The organism is Sphingopyxis witflariensis, assembly GCF_002205635.1.
GTDB lineage: Bacteria > Pseudomonadota > Alphaproteobacteria > Sphingomonadales > Sphingomonadaceae > Sphingopyxis > Sphingopyxis witflariensis.
Map to the genome: position 1 here is coordinate 306,421 of NZ_NISJ01000002.1, position 21,061 is coordinate 327,481.

General features: G+C 61.1%; 19 protein-coding genes and 2 pseudogenes. 8 read left to right on the plus strand and 13 right to left on the minus strand.

Annotated elements, in window-relative coordinates; all coding sequences use genetic code 11:
- Nucleotides 1–8: 8 nt before the first annotated feature.
- The 4 genes from CDQ91_RS05465 to CDQ91_RS05480 all read left to right on the plus strand — a co-directional run bounded on the left by CDQ91_RS05465 (nt 9) and on the right by CDQ91_RS05480 (nt 1,959).
- Nucleotides 9–368 (plus strand): hypothetical protein, encoded by a 360-nt coding sequence (locus CDQ91_RS05465; RefSeq protein ID WP_088471700.1) that lies wholly within the window; start codon nt 9–11, stop codon nt 366–368.
- Nucleotides 365–877: a sigma-70 family RNA polymerase sigma factor gene (locus CDQ91_RS05470; protein ID WP_158213621.1), complete on the plus strand. Its 513-nt coding sequence runs from the start codon at nt 365–367 to the stop codon at nt 875–877. Before CDQ91_RS05465 ends, CDQ91_RS05470 begins: the two co-directional genes overlap by 4 nt.
- Nucleotides 871–1,443 carry an RNA polymerase sigma factor gene (locus CDQ91_RS05475; protein ID WP_088471702.1) on the plus strand — a complete coding sequence of 191 codons (573 nt, stop codon included), beginning with the start codon at nt 871–873 and terminating at the stop codon, nt 1,441–1,443. Before CDQ91_RS05470 ends, CDQ91_RS05475 begins: the two co-directional genes overlap by 7 nt.
- A 75-nt stretch (nt 1,444–1,518) precedes the next feature.
- A complete protein-coding gene (locus tag CDQ91_RS05480) occupies nt 1,519–1,959 on the plus strand; it encodes a Ros/MucR family transcriptional regulator (RefSeq protein ID WP_164499230.1) in 441 nt (146 codons plus the stop codon).
- A 166-nt stretch (nt 1,960–2,125) separates the two neighbouring features.
- Here the strand turns inward: CDQ91_RS05480 and CDQ91_RS05485 are convergent, their stop codons facing one another.
- Both CDQ91_RS05485 and CDQ91_RS05490 read right to left on the minus strand, forming a co-directional pair.
- Nucleotides 2,126–2,383, minus strand: a complete 258-nt coding sequence (locus CDQ91_RS05485) for a conjugal transfer protein TraD (protein WP_088471924.1) — start codon at nt 2,381–2,383, stop codon at nt 2,126–2,128.
- A gap of 22 nt (nt 2,384–2,405) precedes the next feature.
- Nucleotides 2,406–2,711: a conjugal transfer protein TraD gene (locus CDQ91_RS05490; RefSeq protein WP_088471704.1), complete on the minus strand. Its 306-nt coding sequence runs from the start codon at nt 2,709–2,711 to the stop codon at nt 2,406–2,408.
- Nucleotides 2,712–2,883: 172 nt separating this feature from the next.
- Here CDQ91_RS05490 and traA point away from each other — a divergent pair, with 172 nt between their 5' ends.
- Complete coding sequence (traA, locus tag CDQ91_RS05495) at nt 2,884–5,799, plus strand: Ti-type conjugative transfer relaxase TraA (protein WP_088471705.1); 2,916 nt, start codon at nt 2,884–2,886, stop codon at nt 5,797–5,799.
- A 10-nt stretch (nt 5,800–5,809) separates the two neighbouring features.
- On the plus strand, nt 5,810–6,508 hold the full coding sequence (locus tag CDQ91_RS05500) for a DUF6118 family protein (RefSeq protein ID WP_088471706.1): 699 nt from the start codon (nt 5,810–5,812) through the stop codon (nt 6,506–6,508).
- Between the two features lie 227 nt (nt 6,509–6,735).
- Here CDQ91_RS05500 and CDQ91_RS05505 read toward each other — a convergent pair whose 3' ends face one another.
- The 5 genes and pseudogenes from CDQ91_RS05505 to CDQ91_RS05520 all read right to left on the minus strand — a co-directional run bounded on the left by CDQ91_RS05505 (nt 6,736) and on the right by CDQ91_RS05520 (nt 12,333).
- The gene (locus CDQ91_RS05505) at nt 6,736–8,415 is read right to left on the minus strand and encodes an AMP-binding protein (protein WP_088471707.1); all 1,680 of its coding nucleotides are present in this window, start codon (nt 8,413–8,415) and stop codon (nt 6,736–6,738) included.
- 246 nt (nt 8,416–8,661) lie between these two features.
- Nucleotides 8,662–9,354, minus strand: coding sequence for a TetR/AcrR family transcriptional regulator (locus tag CDQ91_RS05510; protein ID WP_088471708.1), 693 nt, complete (start codon nt 9,352–9,354; stop codon nt 8,662–8,664).
- A 145-nt stretch (nt 9,355–9,499) separates the two neighbouring features.
- Nucleotides 9,500–9,634: pseudogene (locus tag CDQ91_RS22120) on the minus strand (IS66 family transposase); the annotation flags it as partial.
- Nucleotides 9,618–9,767, minus strand: coding sequence for a hypothetical protein (locus CDQ91_RS21390; protein ID WP_162290832.1), 150 nt, complete (start codon nt 9,765–9,767; stop codon nt 9,618–9,620). The pseudogene CDQ91_RS22120 and the gene CDQ91_RS21390, both read right to left, overlap by 17 nt.
- A 223-nt stretch (nt 9,768–9,990) precedes the next feature.
- The gene (locus CDQ91_RS05520) at nt 9,991–12,333 is read right to left on the minus strand and encodes a TonB-dependent receptor plug domain-containing protein (protein WP_158213622.1); all 2,343 of its coding nucleotides are present in this window, start codon (nt 12,331–12,333) and stop codon (nt 9,991–9,993) included.
- Nucleotides 12,334–12,437: 104 nt separating this feature from the next.
- Between CDQ91_RS05520 and CDQ91_RS05525 the strand changes: the two genes are divergently transcribed.
- A protein-coding gene (locus CDQ91_RS05525) for an IS5 family transposase (RefSeq protein WP_088471710.1) occupies nt 12,438–13,198 on the plus strand; the annotation gives its coding sequence in 2 pieces (ribosomal slippage) (nt 12,438–12,762 and nt 12,762–13,198; 762 coding nt in all).
- A 396-nt stretch (nt 13,199–13,594) separates the two neighbouring features.
- Here CDQ91_RS05525 and CDQ91_RS05530 read toward each other — a convergent pair.
- On the minus strand, nt 13,595–15,220 hold the full coding sequence (locus CDQ91_RS05530; protein WP_088471711.1) for an AMP-binding protein: 1,626 nt from the start codon (nt 15,218–15,220) through the stop codon (nt 13,595–13,597).
- A gap of 187 nt (nt 15,221–15,407) precedes the next feature.
- Here CDQ91_RS05530 and CDQ91_RS05535 point away from each other — a divergent pair, with 187 nt between their 5' ends.
- Nucleotides 15,408–16,298: a LysR family transcriptional regulator gene (locus CDQ91_RS05535; RefSeq protein ID WP_088471712.1), complete on the plus strand. Its 891-nt coding sequence runs from the start codon at nt 15,408–15,410 to the stop codon at nt 16,296–16,298.
- Nucleotides 16,299–16,460: 162 nt separating this feature from the next.
- Here CDQ91_RS05535 and CDQ91_RS05540 read toward each other — a convergent pair whose 3' ends face one another.
- The 5 genes and pseudogenes from CDQ91_RS05540 to CDQ91_RS21855 form a co-directional block, all read right to left on the minus strand.
- Nucleotides 16,461–16,799 (minus strand): MFS transporter, encoded by a 339-nt coding sequence (locus CDQ91_RS05540; protein ID WP_144036697.1) that lies wholly within the window; start codon nt 16,797–16,799, stop codon nt 16,461–16,463.
- Between the two features lie 778 nt (nt 16,800–17,577).
- Nucleotides 17,578–18,752 (minus strand): annotated as a pseudogene (locus tag CDQ91_RS05550) (IS91 family transposase).
- Nucleotides 18,753–18,756: 4 nt separating this feature from the next.
- Nucleotides 18,757–19,662, minus strand: coding sequence for a tyrosine-type recombinase/integrase (locus CDQ91_RS05555; protein ID WP_088471715.1), 906 nt, complete (start codon nt 19,660–19,662; stop codon nt 18,757–18,759).
- Between the two features lie 762 nt (nt 19,663–20,424).
- Nucleotides 20,425–20,880 carry a YaiI/YqxD family protein gene (locus CDQ91_RS05560; protein ID WP_088471716.1) on the minus strand — a complete coding sequence of 152 codons (456 nt, stop codon included), beginning with the start codon at nt 20,878–20,880 and terminating at the stop codon, nt 20,425–20,427.
- 16 nt (nt 20,881–20,896) lie between these two features.
- Nucleotides 20,897–21,028 carry a hypothetical protein gene (locus tag CDQ91_RS21855; protein ID WP_272897606.1) on the minus strand — a complete coding sequence of 44 codons (132 nt, stop codon included), beginning with the start codon at nt 21,026–21,028 and terminating at the stop codon, nt 20,897–20,899.
- Nucleotides 21,029–21,061 lie beyond the last annotated feature (33 nt).

Sequence of the window (21,061 nt, forward strand, 5' to 3'; positions counted from 1 at the left end):
CATCTCCCTTGCAAGCACCCGAGCCGGGTCAGATCAAACGCATCATTCTGATCGGCCCCTATGCGCGGAGGAATTGGTACGAAGACAAGTACACGATCGACTTTTCCGATTACGAGTTTTGGATCGTCGTCAATCATCCACTGTTCACCGACGAACGGTGCTGGCTGCGCGCCCGCGACGTCATCCGCAGCGAGCTTGGCAAACGCTGCGCAGTCGATCTCGGCATCTACGCCAAGTCCGACATCCGTGTCGCCAAGGCCGAGCGTGACACCTTCATCCTCGACCGGATCGAAGCAGGCATCACCCTCTATCGGTCGTCGCGCGATGCCCCTTTGGGTGATCACGACAGCCGGGGAATACGATCGTGACCGCGCCCGGTTCGACCAGGGTCTCCTTCGACGCCTTCTACCGCGCCCAGCACGCGCGGGTGCTGGGCTATTTTCGGCGCAAGGCCGGGCGCGACGCCGCTCCCGATCTCGCACAGGAGGTCTTCGCGCGGCTGCTGCGCAGCGGTGCCCTCGAACGCGCCGAATGTCCCGAGGCCTATCTGACCCGGATCGCGCGTAATCTGCTGATCGACAACGCGCGGTGCAAGAGATCAAGGCCGACGGCGTTCTACTCTTTCGACGAGGAGCGCGACGCAGTGTCGTGCGCCGATCAGACATGGCGCATCGAAGCGGCGGACCTGTCCCACCTCTACCGGCGAACGGTGCGCGCCATGCCACCCAAAACCCGGCGCGTGTTCCTGATGCGCCGCGTGAGGCGCATGAGCTACAAAGAGATCGCCGCGTCGCTCGGCGTCAGTGTCGCGACCGTCGATTACCATATGGTGCAGGCGCTCGCACTGTGCCGTGCTGCAGTTGCAGCACAATGGTGACGGGGACATGCGCCGGGCACGAGCCCGACACCGGCGCCAGCGAATTTGAGAGCGGTCCGGTCTCGCGCGGTTCGATCACCGCCTTCGCGGCCTTCTATCGCGCCGAGCAGGGACGGTTGTTCCATTATTTTCGGAGGAAGGTCGGCCGCGAGGCCGCGCCCGATCTTGTGCAGGAAGCGTTCACGCGAATGTTCCGCAGCGGAGCCTATGGGAGAGTCGAGCATCCCCAAGCCTATCTGATGCGGACCGCCCATAATCTGCTCATCGAACGGGCGCGGAGATGGCACCGGAAAGAACGCATGCTATTTCCGCTCGATGAAGCGCGCGATGCTGCCGTGGTGCCAGACCAGGAACGCCAGTTTGAAGCGATGGAACTGCGGCGGGCGTTTCGCACGGCGCTGCTCGCCATGCCACGCCGGACCCGGCGCATCTTCCTGATGCACCGGCTGCGCGGTCTCACCTATGCACAAATCGCGGAGCAACTCGGGCTCAGCATCAAGGCTGTCGAAAAACATATCGGGCGCGCGTTGAAGCGATGCCGTAAAGTTGCCGCGCGATTTGCTTGATGCGCTCGCGACATCGGTGCATGTCGCGGACCGATAATTGCCTTCCGCGCTGAAACAGCATCGACGGAGATGAAAATGGAAGATCAGGAAACGCTTGTCACGCTGACGGCTGACATCGTCGCCGCGCATTTGAGCAACAACAGCGTCGCCATATCGGATATTCCGCTCGTCATCCGATCGGTGCACGAGGCGCTTTCCGGGCTTAGCACGACGGCCGAGCCGGTGCCCGAACCTCAGCAGCCCGCCGTGTCGGTCCGCTCGTCGGTGAAGCCCGATTACATCGTCTGTCTCGAAGACGGCAAGAAGCTCAAGATGCTGCGCCGTCACCTGATGACACACTACGGCATGACGCCCGACGATTATCGCGCCAAGTGGAATTTGCCGAAGGATTATCCGATGGTGTCGCCGAACTATGCCGAGAAGCGCCGCGCACTTGCATTGCAGATCGGGCTCGGCACCAAGGGGCGCGGCGGCGGTCGTAAGAAGACTGTCACGCGCCGCCCGACCGCGAAATAGCTCTCAGGCCTCGCCGTCGGCCTGCTGGCCGAGTGCGTCAGCGATCATCGCCGCGAGTACCTCCTCGGCGCGAATTCGCGCTGGCGGATTTTCGCATCAAGGTCTCGCCGTATCCATTGCGGCGCGCGTTCCACCACGCGAAGAATGGCATCGGTCAGTTCTTGTGTCATCCCGCGCCTATCGCAGGCGCTTCGGTATCGGGCAACGCGTCAGCATCAAACGCCCGTCGCCCCTTGCGCTTCCAGAGAGCCGATGCATGCGGGCCATCCTCGCTCCGCAGCTTGTCGGCCATCCATAGGAACGCGCCGTAGAGCATCGCCCGATCATCGTCGGTGAGATCGACGAGCCCCGCCTTCACGACGAGGCCGCCGAGTTCGATCAGCAGACGCGTGCGTGCGCGGCGCTTGATCTGCCAATCGCGCATGCCGGTCCTCGCCTGCACCGCCTCAAGCCGATGCCGCATTGCCGTTAGGCGCCGCGTCATTCGCTGCGCCGCGATCAGGTCCCGTCGCAGCTTTGCGTGCGCCGCGCTGAAAGAAGCCCGCTCCCGCCTTGCGCCAGCCCTCCTTCGCGTTTGCGTCCTTCGTTGTCACGGCGCCAAGCAATGCCCCCGCGAGCATCTCGGCGTCGAGCGCGTCGGCACCAGCGGCAATGACGAGTTCGCCAAGCTGACGAACGCGGCGTTCCTTGAGGGTCTTCGCTTTCACTTCGAGCGCCTTCAGTTCCGAATCGATATCGCGAGGTTTGCGCATGTCGCATCTCCATGATGGTATGACGCCCCCATCATAAAGACGCGCCTCCCGATGCGCAGCAAGGTCGTCGGGACAGTCTGGCACAGCCTAGTCCCTCCGCGGATTTTTCCGTGTGAGGGCGCGCTTATACGTCGTGCCGACGTGGCTTTTGAAGTGTAGATGGATTGCCGACATGGCAATCTTCCATCTCTCGGTCAAAGTCATCAGCCGCGCTGCCGGACGCAGCGCCGTGGCCGCCGCCGCCTATCGGTCTGCCGATCGCCTGCATGACGAGCGCCTCGACCGGGCGCACGATTTCACGAACAAGTCGGGCGTCGTCCACAGCGAAGTCCTGCTCCCCGACAACGCGCCCGATGCGTGGCACAATCGAGAACGGCTTTGGAACGATGTCGAGGCGTTCGAGAAGCGCAAGGACGCGCAGCTATCGCGCGAGGCCGAGTTCGCGATCCCGCGTGAGATGAATCAGCAACAGGGCGTCGAACTCGTTCGCGACTTCGTGCAGCGCGAGTTTGTCGAAGCCGGCATGATCGCCGACCTCAATGTCCATTGGGACATCGGTGCCGATGGGCTCGCCAAGCCGCACGCGCATGTCATGCTGACGATGCGCGAGATCGTCATCGACGCGGACGGCAAAGCAGGCTTCGGCGCAAAGGTCCGCGAGTGGAATCGCACCGAACTTGTCGAGCAATGGCGCGAACGCTGGGCCGAGCATGTGAACGAACGCCTGGCCGTACTCGACATCGATGCACGCGTCGATCATCGCAGCCTTGCAGCGCAGGGCATCGCACTCCAGCCTCAAGACAAGATCGGCCCAGCCGCATCGCGCATGGACGACCGCGGCCTCGAGGCAGAGCGCATTGCAGAACATCGCGAGATCGCGCTGCGCAATGGTGAGCGCATCATTGCGGAGCCTCGCATCGCGCTCGACGCGATCACCCACCATCAAGCGACGTTCACGAACCGCGACCTTGCCTTGTTCGCTCACCGCCACAGTGACGGGCGCGAACAGTTTGATGCCGTCATGGGCGCAGTGCGGTCTTCGCCCGACCTCGTCGAACTTGGCAAAGACGGTCGCGGCGAGGACCGCTTCACATCGCGCGATATGATCGAGACCGAACAGCGGCTACACCGCGCAGCCGAAGTCATGGAACAGCGTGAGCGCCATCGCGTGGCGAATGCCGACCGGAAGGGCGCGCTGGCGCGCGCGGCGGAGCGCGGGTTGGTCTTGTCGGGCGAGCAGCGCGCAGCGTTCGATCGTGTCACCGATGGCCGCGATCTCGGCGTCGTTGTCGGCTATGCCGGGACTGGCAAGAGCGCGATGCTCGGTGCCGCGCGCGAGGCCTGGGAGAGCGGCGGGTTGAACGTCCGCGGCGCCGCGCTCTCTGGAATTGCCGCCGAAGGCCTGGAGCACGGCTCAGGCATCGCGTCACGCACGATCGCTAGTCTCGAACATGGCTGGGCGCAGGGCCGCGACCTGCTCACCGCGCGCGACGTGCTTGTCATCGACGAAGCCGGCATGGTCGGGACGCGGCAGATGGAGCGCGTGTTGAGCCATGCGGCCGAGGCCGGCGCCAAGGTCGTGCTCGTTGGCGACCCGCAGCAGCTCCAATCGATCGAAGCTGGCGCGGCGTTCCGCTCGCTTCATGAACGGCACGGCGGCGTCGAAATCGGCGAGGTACGGCGGCAGCATGAGGGCTGGCAGCGCGAGGCGACGCGCGATCTCGCCACGGGCCGCACCGGCGGTGCGATCCGCGCCTATGACGAGGCAGGCATGGTGCATGGCGCCGATACGCGCGCGGGTGCACGCGACGAGCTGATCGAGCGCTGGGACCGCGACCGGCAGGCCGCTCCCGATGCCAGCCGTATCATCCTGACCCACACCAATGACGAGGTGCGCATGCTCAACGAGGCGGCGCGCGAACGCATGGGCGCGGCGGGCGATCTTGGCGAAGATGTCGCGATCAAGACCGAGCGCGGCGATCGGAGTTTTGCATCAGGCGATCGTATCATGTTCCTGCGCAACGAGCGCAGCCTTGGTGTGAAGAACGGCACGCTTGGCACCATCGAACGCGTCAGCGGACAGCATATGGCCGTGCGCACCGATGACGGTCGCAGCGTCGCGTTCGACGTCAAAGATTATCGCGACCTCGATCATGGCTATGCGGCGACGATCCACAAGGCGCAGGGCATGACGGTCGATCGCACGCATGTGCTCGCGACCCCCGGCATGGACAGTCACTCCGCCTATGTCGCGATGTCGCGACACCGCGATGGTGTGACACTTCATTATGGCCGCGACGAGTTCCGTGACCAGAACAAGCTTGTCCAGACGCTATCGCGCGAGCGGGCAAAGGACATGGCGCAGGATTATGGAAAGACCGATCCCGCGCGGGCGTTCGCCGAGCGGAGGGGTATCAGCGTCCGCGAGCGTGTCGCCGAGATCGTGCGCAAGACGCCCGAGAAGGCGCGCAGCATCTTCGCGGGGTTCAAGCCGACCGTGAACAGATCCAGCATCGAACCACGGGACACGCCGCGAACAGACAACACGCAGCGCGCGGTCGAGCGCTATGCGCGCGCCCAGGCCGAGATCGACGGCATGCGGGAGAAGCAGTTACCCGTGCTCCCCCACCAACGCGAGGCGTTGGACAAGGCCGGAGCCGCGCTCGACGCGTGTCGGCCGCATGGGCGAACCGATCTGGCGGCGGCGTTCGAGCGCCAGCCCGAGCTTGTCCGTCCAGCTGCGCAAGGAAACACGCAGACCGCAGTTCGCGCGATGCAGCTCGAAGCGGAGATCCGCATCGATCCAGCGCGCCGCGCCGACCGGTTCACCGGGGACTGGCAGCAGCTTCATGAGCAGCGCGCAGCGCTCAACCGGAAAGGCGACCATGACGCCGCACGGCGGATCGGCGGTCAGATGGGGGCGATGGCGAAGAGCCTCGAACGCGATGCGCAGGTGGAATCGATCCTCAGCGCTCGCAAGTCCGCGCTCGGCATCGACGCCCGTTCTGTTCGATCGATCCGGCAGGACCTCGCCGACATCGCAAAGCTCGGCCTCGACCGGTCGCGCGGCATCGGTATCGGCATGTAGGAGAGAAATCATGGGTAAAGATGTCCGGACCAGCGACGATCAGGATCCCGCAGCCGCAGCGTTCTCACGCCTCGAAGGCGAAATCGCGCTGATGCGGCGCGCAGTCGGGCAGCTTACCACCGGGAAAGTGAAGAACGATGCTCCCGATTACACCCTCACGCTTGGGGAAATGAGTAAGCGACTTGGCGCGATTGAGGAGAAGCCCGCGATGCTGATCACGCCGGAGGATATGGCGACACGTATGGCAGCCGCGGCAACGGAGGCACGGCGGACGGACCGGACAACGCTAACCGATGCTCAGCAGAAACACGATCAGGCGGCATATCGGTTGGAGGTCTTGCTCGGAACAGCCACCACCATCGCTAAGCAGCGCGGCTACATCATTTGGGCGGGAGGCGGTGGGCTGCTCGCCGGATGCCTACTGTGGGCCATTCTGCCTGGCGCCTTCGCACGGGCGCTGCCCGAGAGTTGGCATGTCCCGGAGAGAATGGCGGCCCATGTCGCTGGCGGACCCACAGTCTGGGAGGCGGGCGTCCGGATAATGCGTGCGGGCAGCCCCGAAGCGTATCGGGCCATCGCCGCTGCCGCCGAAATGCGACATCAAAATCGTGATGTAATCGCCGCCTGCGAAAAGAGCGCGGCGAGGAGGAAAAAGGCAGTGCGGTGCACGATCGAGATCGAGCATAGCGCATCCGTCACGGATCAGTGAATCCCCCGGTCGCTTAGCCTTCCCCGAGCTGCCCAATGGCACCGTCTCGGCCGATAACAGCGCGCGCTGCTCCGTCGGGCGTCAGCTCCGGAAATGAAAATTCGATAACCCATGTTATTACGGGGCCGACGCGACGAATATATTGCACAATGAGCGGTCAGCGGCCGAGCGCATTATAGTTTAGGCCATGGGTGCCCCCATTCCTCGTCGAAGCTCCATCTGTGGCATCATCCGCCAATCGCTTGTTCAACGGCCGACGCCGATCCCAAAAGTTCCAACATACGCTCGCGCATCGCAAACTTTTGGACCTTTCCCGTCACGGTCATCGGAAAGCCGTCAACGAACAGAATATGCCTCGGAATTTTGTAATGGGAGATGCGGCCACGACAATGCGTGCGGATCTCGTCTTCGCTAAGCTCCACATCGGACCGCGGGATGATCCATACACATAATTCCTCCCCGTATTTCGCGTCAGGAATGCCCACCCCCTGAACATCAGCAATACCCGGATGAGTCAGTAGAAATTCCTCGATCTCGCGCGGGTAAATATTCTCTCCGCCACGAATAATCATATCCTTTATGCGGCCGACAATACGGCAGTAGCCGTCCGCATCAATCGTAGCCAGATCGCCGGTGTGCATCCAGCCTTCGGCGTCGATCGCCTCGGCGGTTCGTTCGGCATCGTCCCAATAACCCAGCATTACAGAATAGCCGCGCGTGCAAAGCTCGCCTGTCTCTCCGCGCGGAACGGTATTGCCGGCACCGTCGATCAACTTGACTTCCAGATGCGGCTGGACGCGGCCGACCGTAGAAACACGCAGGTCGAGCGGGTCATCGGTCGCGCTTTGGAAACTGACCGGGCTGGTTTCGGTCATCCCATAGGCGATAGTGACCGCCTCCATGTGCATTCGCTCAATCACCTCGCGCATCACTGCCATCGGGCAAGGTGACCCCGCCATAATACCAGTTCGCAACGATGACAGGTTAAAACGGTCGAACTCGGGGTACTGGAGGATCGCGATGAACATAGTGGGCACGCCGTAGAGCGCAGTACAGTGCTCGGCTTCGACCGCCTCAAGCACAGCCAGCGGCTCAAAGGCTGCGGCCGGATACACCATCGTCGCGCCGTGAACCATGCACGCCAAATTGCCCATCACCATCCCAAAGCAATGATACAGGGGCACCGGAATGCACACGCGGTCGACATTCGAAAGTCCGATCCCTGCGCCGACTAACGTGCCGTTGTTGAGGATGCTTCGATGCGACAGTGTCGCGCCTTTTGGAAAGCCCGTCGTTCCACTAGTGAACTGGATATTCGCCGCCATGTGGGGATCGATCTCAATGCTCAAAAGTGTCGATATGTCGTCGCTGGCAAGCGCCGCAAAGGGCAGGCAGCCTGCATGCTCCGCCTCGCCTAGCACTACGACGAGGCGGAGATCGGGCAAGCGCGCTGAATTGAGTCTACCCGGCGTTGACGCTGCAAGCTCGGGCGCCAGCTCGCCGACCATCGCGACATAATCGCTGCCCTTGTGCGCCGGAGCGAGGATCAGCGCCGAGCAGCCAACCTTGTTCAGCGCATAATCGAGTTCGGTGATGCGATATGCGGGATTGATGTTGACGAGGATCAGCCCCGCCTTGGCCGTTGCGAATTGGACAATTACCCATTCGGCACAATTGGGAGCCCAGATGCCGACCCGGTCGCCGGGCTCGAGTCCGCGCTCCAGCAGACCTGCTGCGACCGCATCGACGCGTGCCTTGAGCTCGCTCCATGTCCAACGCACTGACTGGTGCTGAACTACGAGCGCCTCACCCTCGGGATCGCGTGCGACGGTCTGATCGAAGAAACCGCCGATCGTCATTTCAATCAGCGCAGTGTCCTTATCACCACACACAATACTGTCAGTCATAAGATTGCGTTCCTTTACACATTGCCGCGCAACTCCGTGCGCCCGATCATTCCGCTCGAAAATTTGGGCAGTCTGTCGACGAAATCGGCGCGGAGATTGGCGAGATCGGCTGCCCTCTTCAAACGACCCGACAGCGGCTTCGCCAACTCGTCGGGAGCCTCATCTCCTATCGCTAGCAAGACAATCGCCCCGGAGATCTTGCCGCGCTACAGTCGGCCCATGGGCACATCAGGATCAATATTTAAGCTAACGTTGCGCGGCAGGGTCGCAATCGACGCAAACAAAAAAGATTACCTGCTTCGAAGCTGGCGCACACAAGCCAGCAAGGAAAAAATTGACCATGAGATCTAAATTCTCCTGTGGTGCTGAAAAATCCAACGCGTTGCCAGTTACATATGCCATGCGTCCGGTATCGAGCTGCACGTAGATCATCGCGCCGATAACGCAGTAAAAGCGCCGGTAGAATTCAACATCCGTGAGGCCGGGCACAGCTTCTCTGAACCCGGCCGGAATCCCGGTAGGGTACATCCCCATCACTTCATTGAGAAGTTCTCGTACTTCGGGGTTAGGGTCTGTTGACATGATCCCCATTAGACAGAAATAGACGCGATGCTGTTGTGTTGCCCCGAAAGCGGGGACCAGCAACGCTTCCAAAATGCGGCGCACGAGCGCCTGACCTTCGAGACGTTCTGCAGTGACGACCTCGTAAAGACGAGCGCGCTCGATCTGCATCGGCCGCATGTACCGATCAAGAATCTGCCTCAATATTTCACGTTTCGAGCCGAAGTAATACGGGAGCGCGCTGAGAACAACTTTGGCTTTTTGTGCTATCTGACGCGTAGTGACCGCAGCATAGCCAAATTGCGAAAAAAGGCTCTCGGCGGCGTCCAAGATACGAACCTTCGTCGTGACGCCTGCCCTAATTTTCGCTTTTTCCATCGGAGCCGGTTTCCACTTGCCTGGGGTACGCCTTGCCGCTGCGCCTTTTGCCTGAACCGTCGCAGGGACACCCAACGAACCGCGGAGTACATTTGTGACCCTCCACCGAAGCTTGCCGGAGCGCTCGGTCGATCCAGCAGGTCGGTGTGAGCATCGTCGGGATCGTTTGGTGGTTCTCGAAAATCTTGCGGCGGAAGTGGGCCCAGCAGGCGACCTCGGGGATGTGGCTGCCCTGATAGAGCTTCTCATATCCAGCATAGCCGTCAGCCTGGAGGAGGCCCGGGGGCGGCCCATTGGTGCATCGGGACGAGCGCAACCTCGACATTTTCCGAATACATCGTTTGGGCCGAACTCGGGCTTGCCCCGGCGATGGCAAGGAGCAGCATCACGAGCAATGTGGAGACGTAGCGCATGAAATGTCCCCTGTGCTTGAAACACCGGTGTTTGCTGTCGCAAACGCGATTCCCAATGCAGCTGATCATCACGACTTTGTCGCAACTTTATGGCAAAAGGCGCCCATTATGCATGGTTTCCGACAAATACTCCGACATGCCAGCCGCAACATCGCGACTGCCTGCAGGACACTGTCCCGCGCAAAAGCTCAGACATCGCTGAAGGTCGTCGGCGCAAAGACCATCAAAACGACTTGCGCAGTTTCAGAGCATAGCGCCTTTCCCGACGTTCACGATAATATTCGCGGCGCAGCAGGGTCCCCTCTGATTGAGAATCGACGAAGAGATCGCGGCTCTTATATTCTGGCGACCGATTTATATTGTGGGCCTCGAACCGCACGGTGAAGCCTGCCGGCAAACTTTTTTCGACAAAGGCATCGACCCGAGGGCCGCGCGAGAAATATTCGACGTTGCGGACATCGCTCGTAATCTGATCGCCAGACGTGTCGATATAGTTCGCACCGAAAGCCATACCCAGGCGTGTCAGGTCCTGACGGTAGCCGATGTTGAATTCCGAATCGTACGGATCTTTCATTTTCCGGTTGAGGCTTGTGAAGGGGTCGATCACGTTCGAAAACTGACGAACATATCGCGCGTTGATCTGCGCATCCCGTAGCCCAATCATATCAAGGCGAATGGCGCCTTTGATCTCACCTCCGTAATGCCGTGCCTTGTCGATGTTGATAGGGGCCGAGGTGATGCGCCCGCCGGACGATATGGCGAATGGCCCGCGGCTGATATGATCGCTGATATCGCGATAAAAAAGCCTGACCTCAATCGAGCCGTTGTCGCCCAACAGCCGCCGTTCATAAGCCGCTTCGAATATCCAGGTCTTCTCAGGCTGAATCTCGGCGTTGCCGGCATCGACCCGGTTGTCGACCGGATTGTAGATCGGGATGAAGTTCTGGAAATCCAGCTGGCTGATCGTCCTTTCAACCTTGAACCGGAACAAATCCTGGGGAGTAAGGTTGTATCTTACGTCCAGACGGGGCTTGAAGAATCGATAAGTATGCTGCGGAACGAAGCTGAAGTTCGTCGATATCGAGGACACTTCGTAATTCAGCGATGTTTCCATCGACAGCTCTGATGTTAATTTCCAGCTATGGATGGCGAAGATTTCCCCGCGCTTCTCGCGGATGTCGGCAAAACTTTCAGGAAACGGGATTAACTCCAGCCGGTCGTCACCGTCAGTATCGAAAAAAGTGTCGAGTTGCTGGTCGAGGAAATTTTTGGCGCCCTCGACGCCGACCGTCAAATCCATGCCAGAGTTAAGTGCACGGCTATAGCTAGCGCGAATGATGTCCTCGCCCTTGTTCTGGCTACTGACGCTCTTGCCTACCTCAACATAGCGCGCCCCGATTTGACGATTCCGGACATCGGTCAGGTCTTGCTCCGTGCGCGTCCGGATCAGGATGACGTTGAGCGAACCCCCGAGAAGGCGCTTCTGAAAATCCGCCCCGAGGTCGAGCAGCTTAGCGCGGTTGTCCCTTTGATGGAGTTCATCACCCATCGCGCCCGTCGATCCGTTGCTCGCGTAGCGAATGAACGGAGTCTCGTCGATCTCCAGCACGCGAAGAGGTTGGTACAGCGCGTTAAACTTTATCTGGTCTCCCCCTCCCCAGTCATAGCCCAGATTGGTGGTATAGATGGCCTTGTTATGCGAACGAGACCAACGCTGTGGTCGCTTTTCCTGCACGCTTCCGTCCGGATAATAATAGATCTCGTCACGAAAACGTCGCGACCAATCATTCGTCCCGCCCGTGGGGGTCAGCCCAATAGGCGTCCACGCGTTCCGCTCGGCACCAAATGTGTAGCTAAATTGTCCAAATGACCCCGAATAAGACAATAGTCCATCGAGTGCCGCATATCCCTGATCGCCGAACCGAAAATTAGCCTCAAGATTACCCGACCCGCCCGAATTTGACTTTCCGGGCACCATCACGATGTTGACGATCAGGCCCTCGCTGAGCACCTCGATCCCTTCCGAAGTCCCTCGTATGAGTTCGACCCGTTCGACGCTGGCAGCAGATAGGCGCCGCAGCATCTGAACGATCTGGTTCTTGGCCGCGAGCCGCCGGCCGCCGATCAATATCTGATCGCCGCCCGACCCCAGACCTCGCGCCTGGGTTGTCGCCCCTGCCGTCGCGGTATCAAGAATCGCGGCCACACCCGGGACGCGGCGCAACATATCCTCCGCATTCTGCGGCTTGTAAGGATCGAAGAAGCTGCGCGGATATATCTGCACTTGCCCTTCGCCGCCGGTTGCAGTCGGCGCGGCTGCTTCAAGCGTGCCACCACCGCTGCCGAGGTCGGAAGAACCTCCCTTGGTTATTGGTGTAGTTTGCGCGACTCCGTCCTGAGCGGGGAGCGTCTCTTGCGCCGCCGCGTCCCCGGACCCCACCGCGCACAACATTGCGCCGACGAGCCCCGTGCCGCAACCCCCTCCCCAAAAACCCATCGCATCCTCCAATTCGTTGGGCGGTTTCTCGGCGACGATGGATTTTGACTCAATTGCCGGAATCGGCAATCTCGTGGCGCGAAGGGCCAGAGCGCCGTTTAATAGGCTAGGGTCAGGACCCATTGATTTGATGTGACGGCTGTGATTCAGGCTCGCGTTGAGGAGCCTGAAGGATGAGTGATTTGTATTGGCTGACGGACGAGCAGATGGCTCGGCTTCAGCCCTATTTTCCGAAGAGCCACGGCCGCAAGCGGGTTGATGACCGGCGGGTTTTGAGCGGCATCATCTTCGTCAACCGCAATGGGCTGAGGTGGCGCGATGCGCCGAGAGAGTATGGCCCGGCAAAGACGCTCTACAATCGCTGGAAGCGGTGGAGCGACAAGGGCATCTTTGTCCGCATGATGGAAGGCCTGGCGACACCTCAGGCTGCCGATCGCAAGACGATCATGATTGACGCGACCTATCTCAAGGCTCACCGCACGGCGTCCAGCCTTGGGGTAAAAAAGGGGGTCCGGGACGCCTGATCGGCCGCACGAAGGGCGGTATGAACACCAAGCTTCATGCCGTAACCGATGCAAATGGCCGCCCGATCAGCTTCTTCATGACCGCCGGGCAGGTCAGCGATTACACGGGCGCGGCCGCTTTGCTCGACAGTCTGCCCAAAGCGCAATGGATGCTCGCCGACCGGGGCTATGACGCCGACTGGTTCCGCGACGCCTTGCAGGAAAAGGGCATCACCCCCTGCATCCCGGGCCGGAAAATACGGAACAAAACCGTCAAATACGACAAGCGCCGCTACAAACGCCGCAACCGCATCGAGATCATGTTCGGTCGCCTCAAAGACTGGCGGCGCGTCGCCACACGCTACGATCGGTGCCCGAAGGCCTTCTTCTCCGCCGTCGCCCTCGCCGCCACCATCATCTTCTGGCTCTGATCAATGAGTCCTGACCCTAGCGACCACATGAGGCGGAACAATACGGAAGGTTGATATAAACAGCGGAACGCTAGCGATAAGCGCAATCCGACGTTCCGCTGGACTAGCGGCATCGAACGAGCATTGCTGTCCGCGGCCCCACCGTCGAGTATGGGCCGCACGCCTCGCACTGAAGCGGCTGCCCGCGAGGCGATACGCATGCTGCCGCTTGATGCAGGCAGCATTGTCGACCTCGACAAGGACGCGCCGTCGCCACGCCACGGGGACGCTCTAAAAGCGGCACCTGCGCAACGAATATAAGAGAAGTCAACCGAATAGGGAGCGCGTGGGTGCTGACAGCCGCCAACCGAGGATCGACAAACCCGGTGAACGGCTCCGATCCCCCCGACAGCCAGCTCAACCAGCCCGCTCAGCTTGGGCCGCCATCTCCTGATTGCGGAGAAGGAAGCGCTGAACCTTGCCGCTTGGCGTCTTGGGCAGTGCGGCAACGAATTCGATCTCGCGCGGAAAGGCATGCGCTGACAGCCGCGCCTTCACGTGAGCCTGCAGTTCCGCTGCCAGCGCGTCGCTGGACGCATGACCTTCGCCAAGCACGACAAATGCCTTAATAATCTCTGTACGGTTCGGGTCTGGCTTGCCGATAACAGCGGACTCCAGCACGGCTTCATGCTCAATCAGAGCGCTTTCAACATCGAAGGGCCCAACTCGATATCCCGAAGTAGTGATGACGTCGTCGGACCGGCCCACGAATGAAATGCTGCCGTCCTCATTGATCTCACATGTGTCGCCCGTGAGGTACCATTTGCCGACGAAAGCCGAGGTCTCGCGTCCGTGATAACCGGCAAACCAGGCGAGCGGGGACTGCGATCGATCCAACGCAAGCATCCCGGGGACACCAACACCCAACTCAACCTGCTCGTCCGAGAGAATGGCGAGCCGGTGACCGGGTGACGCGAATCCGGCCGCACCGACATGCACGGGATGGCCGATCCCGTGATGGTTGCATAACACCATGCCGAGCTCCGTCTGCCCATAATGATCGAATATAGGCGCGGCTAGGTGGGCGTCGAACCATCGGATGATCTCCGGGTTAAGAGGTTCGCCGGCGCTGCTCACAGCGCGCAACCGTCCCTTGACTGCGGACGCAGCAGCGGCGCCCTCCCCCATCAGAAGACGATACGCTGTCGGAGCTCCTGCCAAATTGTTGATATCGAACGCCTCGACAGTCTCGTAGGTGCTGGCGGCGGTGAATGGCCCGTCATAAAATGTCGTCGCGATTCCGAGCGCCAGAGGGCCGACAATGGCATAGTAGAGGCCATAGGCCCAGCCTGGATCGGCTACGTTCCAAAAGCGGTCCGACGCTTCCAAGCCAATGCCGTCGCGCATGTAGCCGACGAACGCGGCAATTGCCTTAATCGGTACAAGCAAGGGCTTGGGCGCGCCGGTTGTACCCGATGTGAACATGATCAGAAAAGGATCGTCCAGCCCGCACTGGGCTGGTTCCACCGCCACAGCCGACCCAGACGCGCTCCAGAAATCAAAGTCGCCCGGTGACGGTTCGGTATTGACTATCGCAATGCCGGTCGGACCCTCGATCTTTGACCGGTTCGCTCCGTTCGTGACCACGACCTTGGTATTCGCCTCGACGAGTCGATATTCGATTGCCTTTGGCCCGAACGCGGTGAACAGCGGCTGGTACACCGCACCAAGTCGCCAGACGGCGAGCACAGTGATTAGCAATGCCGGTGTTCGGGGAAGCAGGCCAGCAACGCGGTCTCCCTTTCTCACACCAATTGACTGAAGCAAGCTTGCCAGGCGGACGGATTCATCCCTGAGCGCAGCAAAGGTCCAATAAGCCGTTCCGCCGCGGGCATCGCGGTACCTGAGCGCCAAGCGCTCGCCATCCTGCGAATGACGATCGCAGCAGATCACTGCTGCATTGAGCGGCCCGAAAACATCGCCGAGTATGGCGAGTTCGCGATCAAGGTCGAATGCGGCGACGCGGGCGGCGATATCACTCATCCGTTTACGGCTTCGTGAGGTTCGTGGAAATTGCAGGGCTTTGACGCATCCATTGAAGTCTCCCAAGCTTTGATTTTTGGCTCGCTACTGTAGCTTCTAGCGTAATCAGCTTCGGCCTGATCGAGAGAAAAATCCAATCCGAATTAGAACGAGACTATGCCGAAAATCGTCTTTATCAGAGAGCATCATGCCCATCGACCCCCGCCTCATCATAGAATTTGCCGCTGTTGCGGAGGAGGAGTCCTTCGCGCGTGCCGCACAGCGCCTGCGGATAGCGCAACCGTGGCTTTCGACGCGCATCCGTCGGCTGGAGGCGCTGCTCGGCTTTGCAGTTTTTGACCGAACAACGCGAAGCGTGGCGCTTACTCCCCGCGGCAGTGCGTTGTTCGCGGCGGCGCAATCGGTCGCCGCGGCAACATCGGCGGCCAATTCCCTCGCGGTTCGGCTTCGGCGGGAAGGCGGCGACGTGCTGCGCCTAGGCGCAGCACCCTATACGAAAATGATCGCCGAGCGCCGGGAGACGATCGAGCGGTTCACCGCGCATCATCCTGGGACAAGCGTGGAACTTGAAACGGGCTGGAGTCTGGCGCTGATCGACAGGCTAAGGGAGCGCGATATCGATCTCAGTTTCATGATGGGTCGCTTTGACGAAAACATCTTTGAAGCACTGGAACTGCGCCGCTTTGGGCTGGCGCTAACGATGTCCGCCGAAAATCCTCTGGCGCAGCGCCGTACGCTCAATGCGGCGGATCTCGGCACACTTACGATTCAGGTCTTCACGAGGCGTCTCAACCCGCGTCTTTGGGATGATTTGTACCGTCCCATCGTCGCACATGCTGAGCGCTTCGCGGAGATGCCGGAAATGGCGGAGGGGCCGCCCGACGAGATGGCGTGCGATGCTACCGTCGCAGCCTTCTTCGATTTCGGCAATGAGAGCAAATCGTCGGATCAGATCGTCCGGATTCCGTTTGCTGCGCCGCAGGCCGTCCCGTTTTCCCTCTTGCGGCGACGTAGCGACCTGAGCCGTGAAGGGCGGGCATTCTGGGACATGGTGGAAGGCTCGATGCAGCCCGGATAGGGATCAGCGGACTCCATGTCTGTCGCGACTGGGTCTGGCCGCGGTGGCGAATGCGCCAGACAGCCGCATCTCGCAAGCGGCGATGCGACGTAGCCCTCAGCTGATTTACATCTTTTGTGCGGCCGGGGCAGTTTGAACGCAGCTGAAACGAATCGTTCGACCTCAGAGCAAGACGAAGCTTTCGCAGAGGACCGGCGCTTCAGAGAATTGGCGTGTGCCCCGACCCATCATCCTGCTTACCCAGATGATGCGCAGCGATGAAATAGTGAACGGCCAACCATGCGGATGATAGGGTGTAAGGATTATCAGCGCAATACGAAGCGAATTGGCGCCATGCGTGGCAGCAAGTTGGTCCGACAGCAGGCCAGCGAGGAAGGTGCCGGTCGCTATCCCAACGCTCGCGAGGCAAAAGAGCGTTATCGCGGACGCAAAGGCCCGCATACGGTCGTCGACCACCGCCTGGATTCCGGCGTATGTGGGCCCGGCATAGACCACCATCACAAGGAGTTCGGAAAGTGGCTCCCGCACGCGCTGTGGAATTCACAGTGCACAGTTTACGGCAAGAACGACGGCGCCCCTACGTTGTAACCGGCGTCTACGCGCAGAAGCTCCGGGCGACACAGGAAGCCGTTCCGCTGCGACTCCTGAAGCTCCTCACCTCAGCGCGAGCGGAGTGGGAAGCCAAGAGGCGCGGCCAGAAAGGAAACCCGGAAACGAACAAGAACCTCGACGCCATCTGCGCTTATTACGAGCAGGAGGGCACCGGATTCCGCGATCGCTGGTTATGGAGGCGGGGAGACGTAAGTGCGGATAAACCCAGGGTGCCTGGTTAGAAGTCGTCCTAAGCCCATCGCTAAGTTCGGTCCTGATTCCATCCTCGTCCATAGCTATCCCGGAATGCCGCAAAAATTCGCAAACCCGTGCTGATCATCGAAGGTCTGCTTTTCGGTGCATCACGAGCCCCCATGGATGGCCAGTATGGTGAAGGGTTTCGGGCGCGTGAGCGTACGAAAGCCTCTCATGCAGGAACCCGCGTGGGCTTCAGAACCAAGCTATGGGGATTTGTACTTTGGTGTGGTCGGGAACCTGCTGCCCGCGTTTCCGAGACCGGCGCAGCGATGATAACACTGGCAGGTTCGGGCATATTCTTTGGGATGTGAAACGATGATTTTGCCGGTTCTAACGCGCGAGCCGCATCCCGCTGATGTGACTGGCGCAGGACGGCCCGTTGGCCAGCGCTGGCGTCGCGCGGTCATTCTTGCGGATGAGCCATGCCGGATCATGGCGCGATCTTCCGGATCGGAGCGGCGGCGCTCGGTGGAGCGCGAGACTGGCGCCATCGTGCGAACACCTCGATAACGATCATGTTGCCGCCGCAGCACGGGCATGGTGTAGCCGGATCGGTCGGCTCATCGATCGGCGCATCCTCGGGATCTGGCGCGACATCGAGTAGCTCGCGGGCGAGTGCGAGACTGGCCTTGCGGGCGGAGCCGGCGAGCAGGCCTTAATGGCGTATGCGGTGGAACCCGCACGGCAGGACGTGGAGCAGGAAGCGGCGGATAAACTCGTCGGCGCTAAGCGTCATGACGCGTTGGCGGTCGGCGCCGTCACGGCGGTAATCCTTGTAGCGCAAAGTCACGCCGGCATCGTCGAACGCGAGCAGCCGCCGGTTCGAGATGGCGACCCGGTGGGTGTAGCGCGACAGATAGGCGAGTACGGCCTCGGGCCCTGCGAACGGGGGCTTGGCATAGACGACCCAGTTCTTCTTCCGGGCCGGCGACAGGTGGCGAAGGAATGTCCGTCGTTCGGCGAGCGGAGCCATCGTCCCAAAAAAGCTGAGACGCCGGGCATCGTATAGCGCCAGCAACCGGGTCAGGAACAGGCGACGGAACAGCCGTCCCAGTACGCGCACCGGCAGCAAGAACGCGGGTCGTGAAGATATCCAGCGCTTCCCACCGGGGCCGATGCCGCCGCCGGGCACGATCATATGCACATGCGGATGATGCATCATCGCGGATCCCCATGTGTGCAGCACGGCGGTGATACCGATCCGGGCGCCGAGATGCCTGGGGTCAGCGGCTATGGTCAGCATCGTCGCCGATGCCGCCCGGAACAGGAGATCATAGACCGCGGCCTCGTTGTGGAACGCGACCTCGGCGGGCAGCGTGAACACGACATGGAAATAGCCAACCGGGAGAAGGTCGGCCTCGCGCGCTTCGAGCCAGGTCCGTGCGGCCGCACCCTGGCACTTGGGGCAATGTCGGTTGCGGCAACTGTTATAGGCGATGCGCCATGTCCGCAGGCCTCGACGTGACCGCCGAGCGCCGCCGTGCGGCAATGCTCGATCGCCGACATGACCTTGAGCTGCTGGAGGCGGAGGTGCCCGGCATGATCCCGTCGATAGGCGGGACCAGCGCTGCGGAAGATATCGGCGACCTCGAGCGAGGTGCGCACCGGCTCAGCTGGGCGGCGCCTTGGCCGCCATCAAGGCCATCAGTCTGTCGAGCGGGCCTGTAACCGCGTGGATCGTGCGGGTCGACACCTTGGTGTAGAGCGCAGTCGTATCGAGCTTGCTGTGGCCGAGCAGGACCTGGATCACGCAGATATCGACGTCCTGCTCGAGCAGGTGCGTCGCGAAGCTGTGGCGCAAAGTGTGCGGGCTGACGCGCTTGCGGATGCCGGCGACCTCGGCGGCCTCCTGGACCGCGCGATGCAACTGCCGTGTCGAGATCGGGTCGGTATAGCTGCGCCCAGGGAACAGCCAGCCATGGGGTAGCATGACGCTACGCCGCTTGCCTTCGCGCCACCACATCCGAAGCAGCTCCAGAAGCTGCGGCGAGAGCATGGCATTGCGATCCTTGCGTCCCTTGCCCTGTTCGACGCGGATCAGCATGCGGGTGCTGTCGATATCGTCGACCTTGAGGTGAGCGACCTCCGACACGCGCAGGCCCGCGCCATAGGCAACGCCGAGTGCGGCTTTGTACTTGATCCCCGCCGCCGCTTCGAGAAGCCGTGCCGCTTCCTCGACGCTGAGCACGTCGGGCAGCTTGCGTCGATAGCGGATGATCACCAGCGATCGCGCCAGATCCCGCCGCCCGAGCGTCGCGGCGAACAGGAAACGCAATGCCGATACGGCACCGTTGATGGTCGTTGCGCTCACGCCGCGCTCGTGCTGGTACAACTGAAAGCGCCGAATATCCTCCGCCGTTGCCGTATCGGGCGGGCGTTCAAGGAATGCGGCGAAGCGTCGGGCGTGGCGGATATAGTCCTGCTGGGTGTGCTGACCCAGACCGCGCATCATCATATCGTGCTGCATACGCTGGCGAAGCGGGGTGATCGAGACGTCGGTCGTAACGGTAGACATGACATGCTCCTCTTCGTTGAAGGAGCTCCATGATCGGCCTACTGCGCGGCCTTACTCAACGGCCGTGTAATCATCCGTCGTCTCAGTCGAGGCGCCAGTCCCGCGGACGCGGAGCAAGTTCGTGCATGAGGCGCAAAGCTGCCACTTCTCCGCCCACTCCCGATGTCATTTCAGCCCAAGTCATCCCGGTGGACGAATGGCATTTCTGATGGTATGCCATTCCGGCTTGGTAAAAATACCAAGCTATAATCAATACCTTGCTACAGAGGTCGGGTGCCCGTAGGGGTCACCAAAATCCGCGCCAAGCAGATTTCAGCGGTCGAACATCGCCTCACACCAAGACCCGCTATTAGATTTTCTGACATGGCGCCGCGCCCGCTTCGGACAATCCCATCGTGGCGTTTGACAGACATCGCGTGGGCGATCATCCAGCGTTGCGCCGAAAGAGCGGCCGCAGCTTCAAAAAAAAACCAGCCCTCCCGCCAGGGTCGCCGGGGCGGAAGGGCTGGCTCCGAACCGGTTTCGTGGGCCGGTCCGGGTTTCAAAATCGCCTTGCGCCGATCAGAAGCGCACAGCGGCTTCGCGGGCCTTCTGCACCGCGATTGCCAACAGGCCGATCAGGACCTGCACCGGATTTGTTTTTCACCATTCCGGCCATGTCCGCTGCACTGCCTATGCCGGGCACAGCCGAACGCGGCGGTGATCATGATCACTCGGCCGGAAAAAACGCACAAATATTTAAAAGAAGAAGAGAGAAAATCGCTATCCGCGCTTGATTCGGACCAGTGCGCCGTCGAGCGCCTGCAAAAATTGCGAGCGATCGGCCTTTGCAAAAGGCGGCGGCCCGCCGATCTGGTCGCCTCCGGCGCGCAGGTCGGCCATGATCGCGCGCGTCGCGATCGCCGGGCCGATCGATGCCATGGTGAAGGGCTTGCCATTGGGACCCAGCACCGTCGCTCCCGCCTTCAACGCGCGGTCGGCAAGCAATATGTCAGAGGTAATGACGATGCTGCGCGCGTCGGCGGCTTCCGCGATCCAGTCGTCGGCAGCGTCAAAGCCGTCCGACACGACCACCCGCTCGATCAGCGGGTGGTCGGGGACGCGCAGCCGGCTGTTGCTGACCACCTTCACCGTGACTTCGTGCCGCCATGCGACGCGATAAATCTCGTCCTTTACGGGGCAGGCGTCGGCGTCGACCAATATGGTGGGCGCGGTCATCGCAGCACCGGCCGGATTATTTCTTCATATTGTCGAGGCCAGAGACCACGCCCGCCTTGGTCGACGGGTTGCTGGCGTTGGGCTTTTTGGGCTTTTCCGCCTTGGGTTTTCGGATTTCGCGACTGGTTTTCTTTTGGCCCTTGGCCATGATCAATACCTTGGAAGCGACGGACGCCTGTGC

What these genes read in the sequence shown, in the direction of transcription:
- CDQ91_RS05505 (WP_088471707.1), bottom strand. Translation starts at nt 8,415, where the DNA reads ATGACTGACAGTATTGTGTGTGGTGATAAGGACACTGCGCTGATTGAA.
- CDQ91_RS05555 (WP_088471715.1), bottom strand. Translation starts at nt 19,662, where the DNA reads ATGTCTACCGTTACGACCGACGTCTCGATCACCCCGCTTCGCCAGCGT.
- CDQ91_RS05530 (WP_088471711.1), bottom strand. Translation starts at nt 15,220, where the DNA reads ATGAGTGATATCGCCGCCCGCGTCGCCGCATTCGACCTTGATCGCGAA.
- CDQ91_RS21855 (WP_272897606.1), bottom strand. Translation starts at nt 21,028, where the DNA reads ATGGCCAAGGGCCAAAAGAAAACCAGTCGCGAAATCCGAAAACCCAAG.
- CDQ91_RS05510 (WP_088471708.1), bottom strand. Translation starts at nt 9,354, where the DNA reads ATGGAAAAAGCGAAAATTAGGGCAGGCGTCACGACGAAGGTTCGTATC.
- CDQ91_RS21390 (WP_162290832.1), bottom strand. Translation starts at nt 9,767, where the DNA reads ATGCGCTACGTCTCCACATTGCTCGTGATGCTGCTCCTTGCCATCGCC.
- CDQ91_RS05560 (WP_088471716.1), bottom strand. Translation starts at nt 20,880, where the DNA reads ATGACCGCGCCCACCATATTGGTCGACGCCGACGCCTGCCCCGTAAAG.
- CDQ91_RS05490 (WP_088471704.1), bottom strand. Translation starts at nt 2,711, where the DNA reads ATGCGCAAACCTCGCGATATCGATTCGGAACTGAAGGCGCTCGAAGTG.
- traA (WP_088471705.1), top strand. Translation starts at nt 2,884, where the DNA reads ATGGCAATCTTCCATCTCTCGGTCAAAGTCATCAGCCGCGCTGCCGGA.
- CDQ91_RS05480 (WP_164499230.1), top strand. Translation starts at nt 1,519, where the DNA reads ATGGAAGATCAGGAAACGCTTGTCACGCTGACGGCTGACATCGTCGCC.
- CDQ91_RS05535 (WP_088471712.1), top strand. Translation starts at nt 15,408, where the DNA reads ATGCCCATCGACCCCCGCCTCATCATAGAATTTGCCGCTGTTGCGGAG.
- CDQ91_RS05485 (WP_088471924.1), bottom strand. Translation starts at nt 2,383, where the DNA reads ATGCGCGATTGGCAGATCAAGCGCCGCGCACGCACGCGTCTGCTGATC.
- CDQ91_RS05475 (WP_088471702.1), top strand. Translation starts at nt 871, where the DNA reads ATGGTGACGGGGACATGCGCCGGGCACGAGCCCGACACCGGCGCCAGC.
- CDQ91_RS05500 (WP_088471706.1), top strand. Translation starts at nt 5,810, where the DNA reads ATGGGTAAAGATGTCCGGACCAGCGACGATCAGGATCCCGCAGCCGCA.